The organism is Alteromonas halophila, assembly GCF_014651815.1.
Lineage (GTDB): Bacteria > Pseudomonadota > Gammaproteobacteria > Enterobacterales > Alteromonadaceae > Alteromonas > Alteromonas halophila.
This window is the reverse complement of the sequence record NZ_BMXP01000005.1, coordinates 237,000-253,079: the sequence shown is the minus strand read 5'-3', so window position 1 is coordinate 253,079 and position 16,080 is coordinate 237,000. Positions and strand designations below refer to the sequence as shown.

Below are 16,080 nucleotides of genomic sequence, written 5' to 3'. Positions count from 1 at the left end.
AGCGGGGCGTTTTTGTTTTTGCGTGTGGGTGCGGACTTGGTTCGGACCCCTGGGGTTCGACAACCGGGCAGGATAGCCCGGGTGCACAGCCGCAGGCTGCCCGAAGGGCGAGCGCCAGGGAGGGCGCGAGTGAATCCCTCACGTTGTATCTGTTTTCCTGCTTATTTGCCTACCCGCACCAGCGGGGCGTTTTTGTTTGTGCGTGTGGGTACGGACCTGGTTCTGAGCAGGCCTGCACAGGCGTCCTCCAATTAACCTTATATTCTAATAAATAGAATGGTGGTTAATATTTTACGACATGTTATTTCGTAAATAAGAATTTAAACTAATCCTGTTAAAATATGAACAGGAGACGAAGATGTATATTCGACGTGCGAAAGAACGGGGCTCAGTCGATATGGGGTGGCTGCAAAGTAAACACAGCTTCTCATTCGGTCACTATTATGATGAGCAACATATGGGATTCTCTGTGCTGCGTGTAATTAATGACGACATTGTGTCGCCGGGACGCGGCTTTGGAACCCATGGTCACCGAGACATGGAAATCATCAGTTACGTTATTTCAGGTTCGCTGAAACACAAAGACTCAACCGGAAACGACTACGAAATCCCAGCCGGCGATATTCAGAGAATGAGTGCAGGGAAGGGGATTTTGCACAGTGAATTTAACCCGTCTGAAGATGAGCCGGTTAACTTCCTGCAAATATGGATCATCCCTGATAAAACCGGCATTACACCTGAGTACGAGCAGAAGACTATAACCGGGAATGGTGAGCTTACACCGCTGGTGTCTCCGGATGGCCGCAGTAATACATTGCGTATTCACCAGGATGCATACTTATACCGGGTCTCGCTTGCAAAAGATAACTGTCTGCCGCTAAAAAGTCATGACCGATTTGGCTATTTGCATGTTGTTCGTGGCAGTCTTTCCCTTACTGGCTCGGGCACGGATTTGGTGCTAGGCGCCGGAGATGCGATTGGTGTAGAGCAAGCCACGTCGCTTGATCTAACTGCCACAGAGGACACAGAGGCGATCTGGTTTGATCTACCTGTGGTTAATGCGTAGTTGAAGGGGAATTAATAGCCGCCTGAAATATGTTCGGGTCGGCTATACATTCAATTTTTCTGTTGCTAAACAAGCAGATCTTTCGCACTTTCGTTGTCTGCTAAAATTTTGTGCAGTTAAAGATTACATTGTCCAGTGGCGCTTCACTCACTGAAATATCGTGATATTATGCAAGAGGATGTGTCGCATCTTCCTTAGAATAAGAGTTTACAATTACATCAGTGAGCCGCAACCGTGATTAAAATAGTTCTCGCAGACGACCATGAACTGGTCCGGACCGGGATTCGAAGAATATTAGAAGACGTTGACGATTTTGCCGTGCTGGCTGAAACCAGCAATGGTGAAGACGCTGTGCAGTATTGCAGACGCAAAGCGCCTGATGTCGTTCTGATGGATGTAAATATGCCGGGTATCGGCGGACTTGAAGCCACCAAGAAGATAAATCGCATAGCAGAAAATATCCGGGTTATCTGTCTATCAATGCACAAGGAAAACCCAATTCCCTCGCAGGTAATGGCGGCGGGCGCATTTGGGTTTCTGACTAAAGATGCTGAGCCAGATGAGATGATCCGGGCGATTTATAAAGTCGCGTCAGGGCAAAAGTATTTGCCGCCCGATATCGCGCACAGTATCGCTATCAGTAAACTGAATCCCGGTGCAGACAATCCGTTTGATGAACTGTCTGACCGTGAACTCAACATTGCCTTGCGTCTCACGCGTGGTCAGAAAGTACCTGAAATTGCTGCGGAGCTCAGCATCAACACTAAAACCGTGAACACCTACCGTTATCGCATGTTTGATAAACTTGGCGTGACAACGGACGTAGAATTAACGCATCTGGCACTGCGTCACAAACTCATCGATCCAAACCTGCTATAAGGCTGGCATGACCGACTTTGACTCCGGCGAATATTTAAAGCACCTGACAAACCAGCCGGGTGTTTACCGTATGTACAATGACCAGGATGAGGTCATTTATGTCGGTAAGGCTAAAAACCTCAAAAAGCGGGTTGCCAGCTACTTTCGGATGCAGGTTGATAATGCCAAGACTCGGTCGCTGGTCAGTCAGATTGCGGACATCAACGTCACCGTTGTTAACAGTGAGACCGAAGCGTTTTTGCTGGAAAACAATTTCATAAAAAAATACCGGCCCCGCTACAACGTACTCATGCGGGACGATAAGTCTTACCCGTTTATTTTTCTGTCTGATCATGAACACCCAAGGCTGTCTTTTCATCGCGGCCCGCAAAAGCGAAAAGGGGAGTATTTTGGTCCTTACCCAAGCGCCTGGGCTGTCAGAGAGAGCCTGCGCTCGATGCAGAAGCTGTTTCCGGTAAGGCAGTGCGAAGACAGTTATTATCGCGCCCGCAGCCGCCCCTGTCTTCAGTATCAGATGAACCGCTGCAGTGCGCCTTGTGTTGAGGGCTATGTCAGTGATGAGGAATACGCCGATCAGGTCAATCTGGCGCGGATGTTTCTAAAAGGTAAAAATCAGCAGGTGATTGGCACGCTGGTCGATAAAATGGAGCAGGCCAGTGTTGATTTAAATTTCGAAGCGGCCGCCCGCTACCGCGATCAGATCAACGCACTGCGCAAAGTGCAGGAGCGTCAATGGGTATCCGGTACGCAGGATGAGATGGATGTGTTCGGTTTTGCTGTGAAGGGCAACATGGCCTGTATTCAGGTAATGTTTATACGCGACAGCCAGTTATTAGGCAGTAAAGCGTTTTTCCCCAAAGTGCCAAGTACCGCTGATGAAGATGAAATATTCGAATCTTTCTTCTTACAATTTTATCTGGCGGGTAATAAGATCATTCCAAAACAGATTGTCATGGCGCAATCTTTAAGCGATGAAGCAGCGATTGCTGACTTGCTGACCAGCGAAGCCGGGCATAAAGTGAGCTTCTTTAAAGGGGCCCGAGAAGAGAAACGGCGCTACCTGAAACTGGCTGAGGCAAATGCGACGACCGCACTGGAGGCGCAGTATGGCCAGCAGAAATCGGTGTTTGCACGGTTTGTCGATTTAGACGAGGTACTGGAACGTGATCAGCCGGTTCAGCGCATGGAATGTTTTGATATCAGCCACACGTCTGGTCAGCAGACGGTGGCGTCCTGCGTCGTGTTTAACCGGGAAGGGCCACTGAAAAGTGACTACCGGCGCTACAATATCGAGGGGATCACGCCCGGAGACGACTACGCAGCCATGGCACAGGCACTCAAGCGCCGCTACAAATCGGTAAAAGAAGGGCAGAAGATCCCTGATGTGCTGTTTATCGATGGCGGGAAAGGGCAGCTCGCCCAGGCGGAAACGTTTTTTGAAGACTGGCCACAGGATGTAAAACCGCTGTTGGTGGGCGTGGCCAAAGGGACGTCCAGAAAACCCGGCCTGGAAAAGCTGATACTTGCGGGGTCGCACGAAATACTCAGTCTTGAGAGTCACTCTCCGGCGCTGCATCTTATTCAGCATATCCGCGATGAGTCGCACCGGTTTGCCATTGCCGGTCACAGGAATCGCCGCCAGAAGGTGAAAACGACCTCCACACTGGAGGGGATTCCGGGTGTCGGAGCCAAACGGCGCCAGTCACTGCTTAAATTTATGGGGGGCTTACAGGGCCTCAAACGGGCCAGTAAAGATGAAATTGCCAGCGTACCCGGAATTAGCAACGATTTGGCTGAAACCATTTATGATCATTTGCATCACTAAGCGGGTTGCGTGTAACGTAACCGGTTAACATTAAAATCGCATGCCGCGTAACAGTCAGAGAAGTAGATATGTGGACAATCCCAAACTTAGTTACCCTGTTCAGGGTCGTGTTGATCCCTGTTTTTGTTGTGGTGTACTTCCTCGACTGGCGATGGGCGCACGAGGCCGGTGCTTTCATTTTCTGGCTGGCCGCCATCACAGACTGGTTCGATGGGTACCTTGCCCGAAAATTACAGCAGTCCACGCCGTTTGGCGCCTTTTTAGATCCGGTTGCCGATAAACTTATCGTGGGCGCGGCACTTTTAATGATCACTCACAGCTACGCGACACTGTGGATCACAATACCTGCCATTGCCCTGTTGATGCGGGAAATTTATGTGTCCGCGCTGCGAGAATGGATGGGACAGAATAATGCCCGTGATTCCGTAAAGGTATCGTTTATTGGAAAAGCGAAAACAACCGCGCAAATGCTGGCACTTATTGGCTTACTGTCAGGCTTAGAGACGGTGGCAGGCTTCCCTATCTACTGGGTCTCTCTCGGCTATATTTTGCTGTATATCGCCGCCGTATTATCAGTATGGTCGATGATCACCTACACAATTGCGGCGATCCCTTACCTGACATCAAAAAAGTAAATATCCAGCATTGGCCAGGCTTTCACCAGCCTGGCTAAAAATACTGCAAACAATCAGCAAAATAAGTATTTACGGGTAAATTCGTTGGATTTTATATTGACAGTCAGGAAGGTGACGGTAGAATGCTCCCCACATTAAACGGGACGTCCAAACGTCTTGCGTAATGGCTGCGGGAATAGCTCAGCTGGTAGAGCACAATCCTGGTCACCACGTGATTGCCAAGACTTGGCAGGGTGAGCAGAGTTACAACTACCTGATGAGTCCGCGAACAAAAAGAGTGCGGGAATAGCTCAGCTGGTAGAGCACAATCCTGGTCACCACGTGATTGCCAAGACTTGGCAGGGTGAGCAGAGTTTAAAACTACCTGATGAGTCCGCGAACAAAAAGAGTGCGGGAATAGCTCAGCTGGTAGAGCACAACCTTGCCAAGGTTGGGGTCGCGAGTTCGAATCTCGTTTCCCGCTCCAAATTAAAGTCGCAAAATAATGAAATTATGATGCGCAGAGTGTGAATTCGCGACTGAGTCGCGACCGGTTCCCGGCGAGTTACGAATCTCGTTTCCCACTCCAAATTACAGATAGATAACGTAAATACGTTGTTTATGGCGGAATGGCAGAATGGCTATGCAGCGGATTGCAAATCCGTGGATCTCGGTTCGACTCCGGGTTCCGCCTCCACTTCTTACTGCGCAGGCAGTTTTTCAGGTAACATCCTGACACCTAAAGCTTAACGGCGCCCATGCCCGGGTGGTGAAATTGGTAGACACAAGGGATTTAAAATCCCTCGAACGCAAGTTCGTGCCGGTTCAAGTCCGGCCCCGGGCACCATTTCCAGATATACCTCAGTTTGCACGACTTTTCGCCCACCAGTGGTGAGCCAGCATGCCGATGAGCATACTCAGAACAAAGGCGAAGATTTTTTCATTGCCACCACTTAAATTTGCCAGACCTGGGCCTGGGCAGATCCCCGACAGTCCCCAGCCAATGCCAAACAATATTGCGCCAACAACGAGCGATTTGTCAGCTTTGTGGTTGTCTGGTATCTGGCATGGTTCAGATAAAAGCGTGGTTTTGTGCTTTTTTATATACAGCTGGTAAACCGGCATATAAACCAGCAGGGCGCCGCCCATCACGAATATCAGTGTTGGATCCCAGTTACCCAGTATATCCAGAAAACCCAGAACCCGCTTTGGGTCAACCATGGTAGAAATTGTCAGCCCGGCACCAATTAATAAGCCGGACATCAGTGCGGTGAGTAGTTTTAGCATAGCTGATTTACCTTAAAGCATGTGGCGGGTGACGGCCACGGTCAACGCCGCGGTGGCCATAAACAGCGCAGTTGCAATAACCGAGCGGGTTGAAAACCGTGCCAGCCCGCAGATGCCGTGACCACTGGTACAGCCTGAGCCAAGCTGTGTGCCTATGCCGACCAACAGGCCACCAACCACCAACTGAGTCAGGCTCAGGTCAATAGACTGGGGCAGGCTGAACTGCGCAGCACTCGTAATTAACGGTGCGACAACCAGCCCTGCTAAAAAAGCGATGCGCCAGGCCCCCCCTTTGATGCGGTCGGTCATTGCACCGGCCGTAATTCCCGAGATGCCGGCAATGCGCCCGTTAAACAGCATAAGGCTAATCGCGCCAAGCCCGATTAGCGCGCCCCCAATCAGTGCCTGCACTATGGTGTCATACTGCATGTTATACCTCTCTTAATATAAGATGTTATGCATATATATTGTATTAGAAATAACTAATATTCAAGTGAAGCCCCAGTTTTTGAAGCTATTGCTGACAAATGCCTTTTGTTTAATAAGGCGAAGTGAGGTAGGGTAGCGGCGATTTTCACTCGGTTGCGGTTAGCGTCATATTTATTGGTTAAAGACGTTGCGAACAGGTGTGTCGCACCTTCTTTTAATGCGGGGAGCCAAGAAAAGTTATGCAGGATTTACTGTCGTTTGGTTTTTTATGCTTTACATCATTTTTTACCCTGATAAACCCGCTTGGCGTAATGCCCATCTTTATGACTCTCACGGCAGGATTATCTCCGCAGCAACGGATGAAGACTGCACGTAAAGCGTTGCTGGTGTCGCTGGTCGTAATTATTGCGTTTGCTCTGGGCGGTCAGTTGCTCTTCTCGTTCTTTCATATTTCAGTCAACAGCTTTCGGATTGTGGGCGGACTGATATTTCTGCTGATGGGCATGGACATGCTGCAGGCCCGGTTGTCACGGATTAAAGTGGGCGACGACGATGTGAAAACCTACGTTGAAGATATTTCTGTTACGCCACTGGCGATCCCAATGATTTGCGGCCCCGGTGCGCTAACCAATGCCATTGTTCTGATGGACGACGCTGTTAATTTTAATTTCGAAGTTATGCTTATCGCATCGATATTTGCCGTACTGCTTGTCACCTACATCATCCTGTATTTTGCTGCGGGACTGATTAAGCTGTTAGGCGATACCGGTATTAAAGTGATGATGCGGCTCATGGGGCTGATTGTAATGGTTATTGCCATTGAATTTATTGTTGCCGGGGTTAAGCCCATCGTGATTGATATTGCGTCAGCAATTCAGCAGGGGTAATGGCAGGCCGCGGTAACCGCAAGTTGAAATCAGTCACCGTAACGACGTATTCTGTCGGCATGCCAATGAAAACGATGCGAATTCTATGCAAAAGCTGACAGTGACTGCCACACAATTAGAACAAACAATGCTGGCTCAGCCGGTAAAACTGCTTCGCGCGCTGATGAAAAATCCACTGAATCCGGATGAGGGCAATGCTGTGGAAGGGCTGTTGCCAGACTCGGCGGACTTTGATTTGGATGGTGCCGGCAGCGATCACAACAGTGGCCTGCCCCATAGTATGCCGGATGCCAGTGTACTGTCGGCCTACCTTGGCAGACTGGGGATTTCAGAAGACACCGCCGTTGTGGTCTATGACGACAAGGGGATCTACTGTGCACCCCGTGTATGGTGGATGCTAAAAGCCATGGGGCATGAGCAGGTCACTATTTTAGATGGCGGTGCGCCAGCCTGGCGCGCGGCCGGATTACCGGTAGATGTTGAGCAGCCTGGTTTATCGCTGCGTCAGTACTCAGCGCAGCCGCAGTCAGGCTGGTTCGTCAACAGCTCAGCAGTACTGGCAGCGCAAAATACCGGCGCGCAAATTGTTGATGCCCGCAGCCCCGAGCGCTTTAAAGGCACCGCAGAGGAGCCCAGGGCAGGAGTGCGAAGAGGCCATATTCCGGGATCAGTGAATCTGTATTATCAGTCGCTGCTTGATAGCGGACAGTTTCTAAAGGAGACGCAGTTGCGCAGCGCTTTTGCACAGGCGGGAATCGATCTGAATAAACCTATCATCTGCACCTGTGGCTCTGGGGTTACGGCCTGTATTATTGGCGTTGCGGCAAAAATGCTGGGCGCCAGTGAGGTTAGTGTGTATGACGGTTCCTGGTCCGAGTGGGGAGCGGATACCCAATACCCGGTTGCTACAGCATGAGCGCCTCGCTGCCAAACGTGGTCATTTTAACCGGTGCAGGGATATCAGCAGAATCCGGATTAAAGACGTTTCGGGATAACGACGGGTTGTGGGAGAATCACCGGCTTGAGGATGTCGCTACGCCTGAAGCCTTTGCCCGCGATCCTGACACTGTCTATCGCTTTTACAATACACGGCGTGAACAGCTTATGTCGCCTGACGTCAGCGCTAATGATGCGCATTTGGCCCTTGCCGAACTGGAACGTGCGCTGGGTGACAGACTGTTACTGGTTACGCAAAATGTCGATAACCTGCACGAACGAAGTGGCAGCAAGCGGATTTTGCATATGCACGGCACGCTGCTGTCTGCCCGTTGCATGCATACCGGGCAGCAGTTTGACTGGTCAGCGTCGTTCGATGCTGCTACGCCGTGTCCGTGTTGTTCGGTCACAGCCAGCCTGCGTCCTGATATCGTCTGGTTTGGCGAAGTGCCAATGCATATGGATGATATTATTATGGCGCTTAGCAAGGTAGATTACTTTATTGCCATTGGTACCTCAGGACAGGTATACCCTGCAGCCGGATTTGTCGAAGTGGCCCGGGATGCGGGGGCTACTACAGTCGAACTGAATTTGCAGGGCACTGGCCGTGCCGACGTGTTTGATGAAAGCTACGAGGGGCCTGCTTCTGAGGTAGTGCCCGCTTTTGTCTCTGACTTTCTTGAAAATCTTAAAAACTAGCGGAACTGGCTCGATGGAGTATCTAAACGAGTTTATGACAATTGCGCTGGTCCACCTGGTCGCCGTTGCCAGTCCGGGACCGGATTTTGCTGTTGTGGTGCGCAATAGTGTCGCATATGGCCGTCGTATCGCTATCTATACCAGTTTAGGAATAGGCCTTGCGATATTGCTGCACGTTGCCTATTCCCTGGTGGGGCTGAGTGTACTGATTGCAACAACCCCGTGGCTGTATACGGTGTTCAGTTACGCGGCTGCGGCCTATCTGTTGTACCTGGCCGTTGGCGCGCTAAGAAGTGGCCCAACACCTTCACAACCGCAAGACACTGTCTCAGACGTCTCCATGATTTCTCCCAGCAAAGCCTTTGGCATCGGTTTTTTAACCAACGGCCTTAATCCAAAAGCGACGTTGTTTTTCCTTTCGCTGTTTACCGCTATCATTGATGCAGAGACGCCGCAGACAGTGAAACTGGCGTATGGCCTATACTTAGCGCTGGCAACAGCGTTGTGGTTTTGCTTTCTGTCTTATCTGTTAAGTACCAGTCGGGTAGCGAGGCTCATTGGTGAAAAAGGGTACTGGCTCGATCGCTTAATGGGCCTGTTATTACTGGGACTTGCAGCGAAACTGGTTATCGACTGAATCACAGCACAATGTCAGGTATACTGCCTGCCGATGTGAATGATGTACTGAGGATCACGTGGGAAACAATCAGCAAAATCAGGACGATGACGGCATTAACCGTGCGCTTCGTGGCGACTACCACTTCAATATTAAGTCTGTTTTAGGCCGGGCTAATACTCAGCTGAAACAACACTTTGCGGCAATGCTGCAGGCTTCGGTAATACTCTTTGTCGTCTTGGTTGGGTTAAGTCTTATTCTTGCGACAGCCTTTGATATCACCGAGCCTGAAGGCATCACACCTACCCAGCGCGTGCTTTTTCAGATAGCAGGGGTGCTGGTGATGGCGCCATTGCAGACAGGGCTGTATATGATGGGCAGTTATGCGGCACGCGGCAATGATGTGCGCGGTTTTCACGTGTTCACTTTTTTGCCTCAGGTGCTGGTCCTTGCCCTGGCTCAGTTGCTTGCTTCTATGTTGACGCAACTGGGACTGGGCTTATTAATCATTCCTGGCGTATATTTGTGGGTGGCAACGGTGTTTACTTTGCCACTGGTTGCGGACAAAGGCTTGCGCCCGCTGAGTGCGCTTATCGTATCAATCAAAACAGTGAATCGTCACATTGGCCATATGCTGGCACTTATGGGGATTTTATTACTGCTTTTTGCCACCGCGATCCCGACCTACGGGTTATCACTGATTTGGGTACTGCCCTTTTATTTCAGTACTATAGGCCTGCTGTATAACGACTTGTTTGGCCCGGCAAACGAAATCCCGGCCACGCAGGCTGAGGGTAAAGAGACCAGCTTCGATGCATAAACGCGAAACCATTAAAATCGTTCTGATAACACTGGGGATCCTGGCAGTCATTGTTATTAATGCCTGGATCCTGGCAACCAGTGAGCCGGATATTCTCAAAGTCCCCCAAACCAAAGAGGCCAGTAAGCCGGTTCCGGACTTTGCGCAGTACAACGATATAAGGGAGAAAAAAGCTGCCTTTTATCGCTACCTGATGCCGGAGGTAGAAAAACAGAACGCGTACCTGTTATCACTGCGTCATTATCTGCAAACCCTGTTACGCAAAGTGCTTGCCGAGGAGTCGCTGGACGAGGATGAACGGCAACGACTTAACTGGCTCACGGAAGAATATCGTGTCGAATCAGAGCAGTCGACCAAAGCACGGATCCTGTCGCTTTTACAAAAAGTAGATGTATTGCCGGTTGAGCTGGTACTGGCACAGGCTGCCAATGAGTCGGCGTGGGGCACCAGTCGCTTTGCTCAGCAAGGATACAACTTTTTTGGTCTGTGGTGCTTCCAAAAGGGCTGTGGCTTTGTGCCATCGCGACGTAATAAGGATGCCAGTCACGAAGTGGCAAAATTTGAAAACCTGTCCAAAGCAACTTATACCTATATGCGTAACCTTAACCGGCATGAGGCATACAGCGATTTAAGGCAGATCCGCAGCCGTCTGAGAGCAAATCAGATCCCAATTTCCGGCGTTGCACTGGCCGAAGGTTTAATGAATTATTCAGAGCGTGGTGCGGCCTATGTCGAAGAGCTGCAGAACATGATCAGATACAATGAGGAGTATTTAGCAGAATGAGGGCGATTTGGGGAATAGTATTACTCGCGCTGGCGCTGCCCGCGGCTGCCGATGTCATTGAAGTGGAGTATAGCCGGTTTTACAGCCATGTAAGCAAGCTCGATGATGAGGATACTAATGCGCTGCAATTTGCGTTCGGTTTTGTGAAAGTGGGAGAGGGCCGGCTGTGTGAAATCCGCGACGCCAATATTGTAACGGATAAGAAAACACTACCACTGGATGTCACCGGCGAGTACCGCTTCACGGTGCCCACAGAACGCGCGCTCAAACTGGCCGAAGCCGTGGTGGCCATTGATTTAGGCGATCCAGCCAACCAGTGTGATATGTCCGTGCAACTGGAAACCCGGCCGGAATACTTAAAGCAGGAGTACAGTGTTGATGATCTCGAACTTCTGATGGACCAGTACAGTGCTTTTTTCAACGAAATGGGCAGCTTCCTGTCTTTTATGATGCCGTCGGTTGAAGGGCTGGTTTTTCAGTTTGAGGATGATTATCTGGATGCGGCTGTGCCCTATGCACCACGCATTAATAAGGGGACATTGATTCTTAGCGAGGAGTGGCTGGAGGACGCACGGTTACTCAGGCTGCCGCACGCCCCCATGCGCGTTACTGCGAAAACCTCAGGGAACTGATGACTCTTTAGGCAACTCATCAATTTCATCGGGTGGGTTGAGTACCAGCTGATAGCGGATTTGTTCAGCGAGGCGGTTTACCGTCTCCTCACCGCGAACACACAGTTCTTCACACCGGTGAAATTCCATCAGCCCGACGTCGGTGAGCTGGGGTTCAATCAGTACATCCGGCGGATCGCCTGCCAGCCGGGACCGGGTCACCCGCGCCTGCAATATTTCCAGTGAACTGCTCATCACACTGAGGATACCAGGCGGGCTGACTTTATTGGGCTTGGTTTCCGGTGAAAACCATTGTCTGACCACGTTCTGGCTTTTTGTAAAAAAGTCGTCCGTTTTCTTCTGAATTTCTTCGTGCTCGATGCGTAGCTTTTCAAGCCGCTGAGGCCGAAAGTCAGCATTCAAATTAACGGCGATAACGAAGTCTGCGCCTAGTTGCCGACAGAGGTTTACCGGCACCGGGTTAACCACCGCGCCATCGACCAGCCAGCGATCTTCATACGCAATAGGACTGAACAGGGCAGGGATTGCACAGGACGCCTGGATCGAGTCACCTACGTCCCCTTCATTAAAAATAACTTCACGACCTGAATACAGATCAGTTGCTACAGCAGCAAACGGCTTTTCCATTTCAGCAAACGTCGGAACTGTAAAGTCACTGGCCAGCTTATCAAAAACTTTTTGGCCACTGGCAATACCGCCACGCCGGATCCCAACGCCCATCAGCGATAACACCTGCCACTCTGAAAGCGAAGAGGCCCACTGCTTTAGCGGTTCAAGCCTGCCACTTGCGTAAGCAGCACCGACATACGCGCCAATAGAGCAGCCTGCAACGACATCAATCTTAACCCCTAACTTTTCCAGTGCCTGAATTATGCCGATATGCGTCCAGCCTCGCGCTGCACCGGCGCCAAGCGCAATACCTACTTTCATGATAGCGAATCCGTTACATTCACAATGTTGATAGCGTTATTACTAGCATTAACTTGCGGCTCAGTAAACGACAGCGGATCAAAGCCTGTATCACCATCTTCAACGGCTTCGCCAGTTGTTTCAATCCCTTTGAAATCATACAGTGCACTGTCTATTAAGTGCGAGGGTGCGACATTCTGTAGCGCTCTGAACATTGACTCGATGCGCCCCGGAAATCGGCGGTGCCAGTCTTGCAGCATCGCTTTTACATTCTGGCGCTGCAGGTTTTCCTGAGATCCGCACAGGTTACAGGGAATGATGGGAAACGCTGCCTTGTCGGAATAACGCTGAATATCACTTTCGCTGCAGTAGGCCAGTGGCCTTATCACAATATGTTTACCATCATCACTGACCAGCTTGGGCGGCATAGATTTTAGCTTGCCACCATGAAACATGTTGAGGAAAAAAGTTTCGAGCATGTCATCACGGTGGTGCCCTAGGGCGATTTTTGTTGCGCCCAGCTCAGTGGCGGTGCGGTATAAAATACCGCGGCGCAAACGCGAACACAGTGAGCAGGTCGTTTTACCTTCCGGAATTTTATCTTTGACGATTGAGTAGGTGTCTTCTTCGACAATTCGGTATTCAACACCCAGCCCGTCCAGATACTCCGGCAAAACATGCTCTGGAAACCCCGGTTGTTTCTGGTCAAGATTGACGGCAATAATATCAAAGTGAATAGGCGCAATCTTCTTTAAAAACAGTAATATATCAAGCATTGTATAACTGTCTTTACCACCCGACAGACACACCATGACCTTATCACCGTCCTCGATCATCCCGAAGTCGCCAATCGCTTTACCCACATTCCTGCGAAGTCGCTTCTGGAGCTTATTAAAGCTGTATTTCTGCTTGCTCTGCGAGCGTGACGAGGCGTGTGCCGGATCGTGCTGCTGTGCGTCTGCGGTCATAATAGTGTTAGCCTGTTACTGCAAATAGGGCGGTATTATAACTAAGCGGCGCCGAAGCTTCTATTGTCTGTCGTGAATTCTTAGCGTCGAACAGGGCATTCGAAACCGTCCGGTTTAATCGCTAACACATCGCAGTTCAGTTCATCGATAACATGCTCTGCTGTGTTACCAATCAGTGCTGCGGAAAGCCCGACACGACCTACCGTACCAATAATGACCAGTTCAGCATCAATATCCTTAGCGACTGCCGGCACGACTTTTTCGGGCAGCCCCTCTTTCACATAACAACGATCAGGATCAATATCAAAACGCTGCGCATGCGATGCCATTTCTTCACGATGGTGATTTTTGACCGCGTTATTATAGGTTTCGGGATCAAATTCGGGGACTTCTATGGCAATATTCAAGGGCGTAGACGGGTAAGAATTAACCAGATTTACATGCCCGCTTAACAGTGCCGCATATTCTCTCGCGTACCGGGTGATTTTGTCATCTAACTGGCTGTGTTCCTCGTCCTCAGAGCCAACATTGACAGCGGCAATGATATTCCCGTCTTCAGGCCAGTCGTGATCTTTGACGAGCAAAACGGGAGTAGGGCATTTGCGCATCAGGTGCCAGTCGGTTGGCGTGAAAATGACAGACGAAAAATCATTATGTGGCTTGGTGGCTTTGACTACCAGGTCATGCTTCTCATCAAGTACGTGGTGGATCACGGCTTCATACGCCGTACTGTTCCATTCTACCACGACCTCTACATCAAAAAACTTACGTTCAGTGAGTAACGTCGATAGCCATTCTGCGCGATTTTTTGTAACGGCATCTCGCATTGCCTCGCGCTCCTGCTGACTCAGCATGGTCGTCATGTCGTAAGAGAAATCATAAACTACCAGCATGGCAGTAATGGCGGCACCGGTTTTATCCGCGATTTCTTTGGCCCGTGAGAGTGCGGGCTGCGTTTCGCGGTCTGACTCAATAACGGCGAGTATACGTTTGCAACTGATCATCTGTCTCTCCTGAACACACTCCATATAGCTTAAGTCTATACGCTATTGGGAATTTTTCTTTGTTCTGGATCAGATTTACAGGATCAGGCGCGGCGAGCCACGACGCCACCCAGTTTTTTGTCCATAGCATCAAAGTCAACAATGCTAATCAGTTTACCTTCTACCTGAATGATCTCCTCTTTCTGAAAACGGGTAAGCAGCCGGCTAATGGTCTCAATGGTCAGACCCAGGTAATTTCCAATTTCACTGCGGGTCATACTCAGATGAAACTGTTTACCTGAAAAGCCACGCTCCTCGAAGCGACGCGACAGGTGATAGATAAAAAATAACAGGCGCTCTTCTGCAGTGCGCTTATTAAGCAGCATCATCATGTCATGGTCCTGCTTAATTTCGGCGCTCATAAAGCTCATAATTTGATGACGAAGTTTGGGAAACTTCACCGACACCTCATCGAGAGTGTCATATGGGAGTTCACACACCATGGCCGTTTCAAGGGCCTGGGTGTAGCTTTGGTGCTTATTCTCACGAAGCGCATCAAAGCCGATAATATCACCCGGAAAGTGAAAGCCGGTTATTTGTTCTTCACCATCGGCATTGGTAACAAAAGACTTAAAAGAGCCTGTTCGAACAGCATACAGCGAGGTGAACGTTTCTCCCGTGTGCACCAGTGTATCGTGTTTATGCAGAGGCTTTTTACGCTCAATAATATCGTCCAGCGATTCGACCTCAGTCTTATCAAGGGCGACGGGCAGACACAAATGACTGAAGCTGCAATTCTGGCAATGAATGGAAAATTCACTCGTTTTGCTCATAATTAGAAACGTCCGTTTTACGACAAAATATTTTCACAAGGCACTGATACTACCCATAATACGATAAATCAAGAAAAACGCATATATGAACAGGCTCAATGCGATAACCTGTCTGAATTTTGGGTGCTTAAAGGCCATAACCAGGTAGCTGGCGCCCAGGCTGGCCGCCAGTAACGTGGGCAAAGTGCCCAGCCCAAAGCACAACATCAGCATGGCGCCGTCCAAAGCCGTACCTGCGGTGAGTGACCAGGTAAGGGTGGAGTAAACCAGTCCACAGGGTAACCAGCCCCATATGAAACCATAGGGCAGGGCATGCCAGGGTGTTTTAAACGGAATAAAGCGCACCGACAGCGGCTGAATATGTCGCCACAGTTTGCCGCCAGCCTGTTCCAGATGACGTAAACCCTGCCACCACTGACCGAGATACAGTGCCAGACACGCGAGCATTATGGCACTGAATAAACTTAACCCGATAGCCGCATACGGTAAGACAGCCGTTGTAAGCTGGCCCAGTCCGCCTGCCAGTGCCCCGGCAAGGGTGTAACTTGTAATTCGACCGAAATTATAGGACAGCGTAAAGGGAAAAGCGTTCTTCTGATCAGGGGTTGCGGCGCGAAGGGCGGTTACAATTCCCCCGCACATCCCCACACAGTGCACACCGCCGGCAAGACCAATAAGAAACGCGGAGAAGCCACTAATCTCCGGCATCTTTACGTTCCTGGTTTATTCTGCGTTGCTCGGCGAGTTTCTTCTCTTCGGGCGGCAGGTCGTCGTCAAACAAAATATTGTAGCCCTGACGATCCAAATCTTCGAATTGATTAGACTTTACCGCCCAGAAAAAAATCACAATAGCCAGCGCTACCAGAATAATGGCAATGGGAATAAGAACATAGATGATACTCATAACGTTACC

Annotated in this window: 19 protein-coding genes and 3 tRNA genes; 14 read left to right on the top strand and 8 right to left on the bottom strand. The window is 50.0% G+C overall.

The genetic code is table 11. The annotated features are described in order from the left end of the window. The first annotated feature begins 358 nt into the window (after positions 1-358). The 7 genes from IE054_RS11980 (at position 359) to IE054_RS11950 (ending at position 5,231) form a co-directional block, all read left to right on the top strand. Positions 359-1,066, top strand: coding sequence for a pirin family protein (locus IE054_RS11980; protein WP_189406683.1), 708 nt, complete (start codon positions 359-361; stop codon positions 1,064-1,066). A 234-nt stretch (positions 1,067-1,300) separates the two neighbouring features. Next, positions 1,301-1,945 carry a UvrY/SirA/GacA family response regulator transcription factor gene (gene uvrY / locus IE054_RS11975; RefSeq protein WP_189406682.1) on the top strand — a complete coding sequence of 215 codons (645 nt, stop codon included), beginning with the start codon at positions 1,301-1,303 and terminating at the stop codon, positions 1,943-1,945. Positions 1,946-1,952: 7 nt separating this feature from the next. After that, positions 1,953-3,770, top strand: coding sequence for an excinuclease ABC subunit UvrC (uvrC, locus tag IE054_RS11970; protein ID WP_189406681.1), 1,818 nt, complete (start codon positions 1,953-1,955; stop codon positions 3,768-3,770). A 68-nt stretch (positions 3,771-3,838) separates the two neighbouring features. Next, a complete protein-coding gene (gene pgsA, locus IE054_RS11965; RefSeq protein WP_189406679.1) occupies positions 3,839-4,405 on the top strand; it encodes a CDP-diacylglycerol--glycerol-3-phosphate 3-phosphatidyltransferase in 567 nt (188 codons plus the stop codon). 390 nt (positions 4,406-4,795) lie between these two features. Continuing rightward, positions 4,796-4,871 (top strand) — tRNA-Gly (locus IE054_RS11960). Positions 4,872-5,007: 136 nt separating this feature from the next. Continuing rightward, positions 5,008-5,081 (top strand) — tRNA-Cys (locus tag IE054_RS11955). Between the two features lie 63 nt (positions 5,082-5,144). Then, a tRNA-Leu gene (locus IE054_RS11950) sits at positions 5,145-5,231 on the top strand. A gap of 14 nt (positions 5,232-5,245) precedes the next feature. Here IE054_RS11950 and IE054_RS11945 read toward each other — a convergent pair. Both IE054_RS11945 and IE054_RS11940 read right to left on the bottom strand, forming a co-directional pair. After that, positions 5,246-5,671 (bottom strand): YeeE/YedE family protein, encoded by a 426-nt coding sequence (locus IE054_RS11945; protein WP_189406678.1) that lies wholly within the window; start codon positions 5,669-5,671, stop codon positions 5,246-5,248. 12 nt (positions 5,672-5,683) lie between these two features. After that, the gene (locus IE054_RS11940) at positions 5,684-6,100 is read right to left on the bottom strand and encodes a YeeE/YedE family protein (RefSeq protein WP_189406677.1); all 417 of its coding nucleotides are present in this window, start codon (positions 6,098-6,100) and stop codon (positions 5,684-5,686) included. 239 nt (positions 6,101-6,339) lie between these two features. Between IE054_RS11940 and IE054_RS11935 the strand changes: the two genes are divergently transcribed. The 7 genes from IE054_RS11935 (at position 6,340) to IE054_RS11905 (ending at position 11,474) form a co-directional block, all read left to right on the top strand. Then, a complete protein-coding gene (locus IE054_RS11935; RefSeq protein ID WP_189406676.1) occupies positions 6,340-6,987 on the top strand; it encodes a MarC family protein in 648 nt (215 codons plus the stop codon). Positions 6,988-7,072: 85 nt separating this feature from the next. Continuing rightward, complete coding sequence (locus IE054_RS11930) at positions 7,073-7,903, top strand: sulfurtransferase (RefSeq protein ID WP_189406674.1); 831 nt, start codon at positions 7,073-7,075, stop codon at positions 7,901-7,903. Further along, positions 7,900-8,622: a Sir2 family NAD+-dependent deacetylase gene (cobB, locus tag IE054_RS11925; protein ID WP_189406673.1), complete on the top strand. Its 723-nt coding sequence runs from the start codon at positions 7,900-7,902 to the stop codon at positions 8,620-8,622. Before IE054_RS11930 ends, cobB begins: the two co-directional genes overlap by 4 nt. A gap of 13 nt (positions 8,623-8,635) precedes the next feature. Next, the gene (locus tag IE054_RS11920) at positions 8,636-9,259 is read left to right on the top strand and encodes a LysE family transporter (protein ID WP_189406672.1); all 624 of its coding nucleotides are present in this window, start codon (positions 8,636-8,638) and stop codon (positions 9,257-9,259) included. A 58-nt stretch (positions 9,260-9,317) separates the two neighbouring features. Continuing rightward, complete coding sequence (locus IE054_RS11915) at positions 9,318-10,058, top strand: stress protein (protein WP_189406670.1); 741 nt, start codon at positions 9,318-9,320, stop codon at positions 10,056-10,058. Beyond that, complete coding sequence (locus IE054_RS11910) at positions 10,051-10,842, top strand: glucosaminidase domain-containing protein (protein ID WP_189406669.1); 792 nt, start codon at positions 10,051-10,053, stop codon at positions 10,840-10,842. Before IE054_RS11915 ends, IE054_RS11910 begins: the two co-directional genes overlap by 8 nt. After that, entirely contained in the window at positions 10,839-11,474 is a 636-nt protein-coding gene (locus IE054_RS11905; RefSeq protein ID WP_189406668.1) for a DUF2987 domain-containing protein, read from the top strand. Before IE054_RS11910 ends, IE054_RS11905 begins: the two co-directional genes overlap by 4 nt. Here IE054_RS11905 and rssA read toward each other — a convergent pair. The 6 genes from rssA to ccoS form a co-directional block, all read right to left on the bottom strand. Further along, positions 11,463-12,404: a patatin-like phospholipase RssA gene (gene rssA / locus IE054_RS11900; protein WP_189406667.1), complete on the bottom strand. Its 942-nt coding sequence runs from the start codon at positions 12,402-12,404 to the stop codon at positions 11,463-11,465. The genes IE054_RS11905 and rssA overlap by 12 nt on opposite strands. Continuing rightward, positions 12,401-13,351 carry a tRNA 2-thiocytidine(32) synthetase TtcA gene (gene ttcA / locus IE054_RS11895; RefSeq protein WP_189406666.1) on the bottom strand — a complete coding sequence of 317 codons (951 nt, stop codon included), beginning with the start codon at positions 13,349-13,351 and terminating at the stop codon, positions 12,401-12,403. The genes rssA and ttcA overlap by 4 nt, the downstream gene beginning before the upstream one ends. A gap of 80 nt (positions 13,352-13,431) precedes the next feature. Continuing rightward, positions 13,432-14,355: a universal stress protein UspE gene (gene uspE / locus IE054_RS11890; protein WP_189406664.1), complete on the bottom strand. Its 924-nt coding sequence runs from the start codon at positions 14,353-14,355 to the stop codon at positions 13,432-13,434. A gap of 83 nt (positions 14,356-14,438) precedes the next feature. Further along, on the bottom strand, positions 14,439-15,167 hold the full coding sequence (fnr, locus tag IE054_RS11885; protein ID WP_189406663.1) for a fumarate/nitrate reduction transcriptional regulator Fnr: 729 nt from the start codon (positions 15,165-15,167) through the stop codon (positions 14,439-14,441). A gap of 33 nt (positions 15,168-15,200) precedes the next feature. After that, on the bottom strand, positions 15,201-15,875 hold the full coding sequence (locus tag IE054_RS11880; RefSeq protein ID WP_189406662.1) for a sulfite exporter TauE/SafE family protein: 675 nt from the start codon (positions 15,873-15,875) through the stop codon (positions 15,201-15,203). Continuing rightward, entirely contained in the window at positions 15,862-16,071 is a 210-nt protein-coding gene (gene ccoS / locus IE054_RS11875; RefSeq protein WP_189406661.1) for a cbb3-type cytochrome oxidase assembly protein CcoS, read from the bottom strand. The genes IE054_RS11880 and ccoS overlap by 14 nt, the downstream gene beginning before the upstream one ends. Positions 16,072-16,080 lie beyond the last annotated feature (9 nt).

Bases quoted from the DNA above. Each gene is read 5' to 3' on its own strand.
- IE054_RS11980 (WP_189406683.1), top strand. From the start codon at position 359: ATGTATATTCGACGTGCGAAAGAACGGGGCTCAGTCGATATGGGGTGG.
- uvrC (WP_189406681.1), top strand. From the start codon at position 1,953: ATGACCGACTTTGACTCCGGCGAATATTTAAAGCACCTGACAAACCAG.
- pgsA (WP_189406679.1), top strand. From the start codon at position 3,839: ATGTGGACAATCCCAAACTTAGTTACCCTGTTCAGGGTCGTGTTGATC.
- IE054_RS11945 (WP_189406678.1), bottom strand. From the start codon at position 5,671: ATGCTAAAACTACTCACCGCACTGATGTCCGGCTTATTAATTGGTGCC.
- IE054_RS11940 (WP_189406677.1), bottom strand. From the start codon at position 6,100: ATGCAGTATGACACCATAGTGCAGGCACTGATTGGGGGCGCGCTAATC.
- IE054_RS11935 (WP_189406676.1), top strand. From the start codon at position 6,340: ATGCAGGATTTACTGTCGTTTGGTTTTTTATGCTTTACATCATTTTTT.
- IE054_RS11930 (WP_189406674.1), top strand. From the start codon at position 7,073: ATGCAAAAGCTGACAGTGACTGCCACACAATTAGAACAAACAATGCTG.
- cobB (WP_189406673.1), top strand. From the start codon at position 7,900: ATGAGCGCCTCGCTGCCAAACGTGGTCATTTTAACCGGTGCAGGGATA.
- IE054_RS11920 (WP_189406672.1), top strand. From the start codon at position 8,636: ATGGAGTATCTAAACGAGTTTATGACAATTGCGCTGGTCCACCTGGTC.
- IE054_RS11910 (WP_189406669.1), top strand. From the start codon at position 10,051: ATGCATAAACGCGAAACCATTAAAATCGTTCTGATAACACTGGGGATC.
- IE054_RS11905 (WP_189406668.1), top strand. From the start codon at position 10,839: ATGAGGGCGATTTGGGGAATAGTATTACTCGCGCTGGCGCTGCCCGCG.
- rssA (WP_189406667.1), bottom strand. From the start codon at position 12,404: ATGAAAGTAGGTATTGCGCTTGGCGCCGGTGCAGCGCGAGGCTGGACG.
- ttcA (WP_189406666.1), bottom strand. From the start codon at position 13,351: ATGACCGCAGACGCACAGCAGCACGATCCGGCACACGCCTCGTCACGC.
- uspE (WP_189406664.1), bottom strand. From the start codon at position 14,355: ATGATCAGTTGCAAACGTATACTCGCCGTTATTGAGTCAGACCGCGAA.
- fnr (WP_189406663.1), bottom strand. From the start codon at position 15,167: ATGAGCAAAACGAGTGAATTTTCCATTCATTGCCAGAATTGCAGCTTC.
- IE054_RS11880 (WP_189406662.1), bottom strand. From the start codon at position 15,875: ATGCCGGAGATTAGTGGCTTCTCCGCGTTTCTTATTGGTCTTGCCGGC.
- ccoS (WP_189406661.1), bottom strand. From the start codon at position 16,071: ATGAGTATCATCTATGTTCTTATTCCCATTGCCATTATTCTGGTAGCG.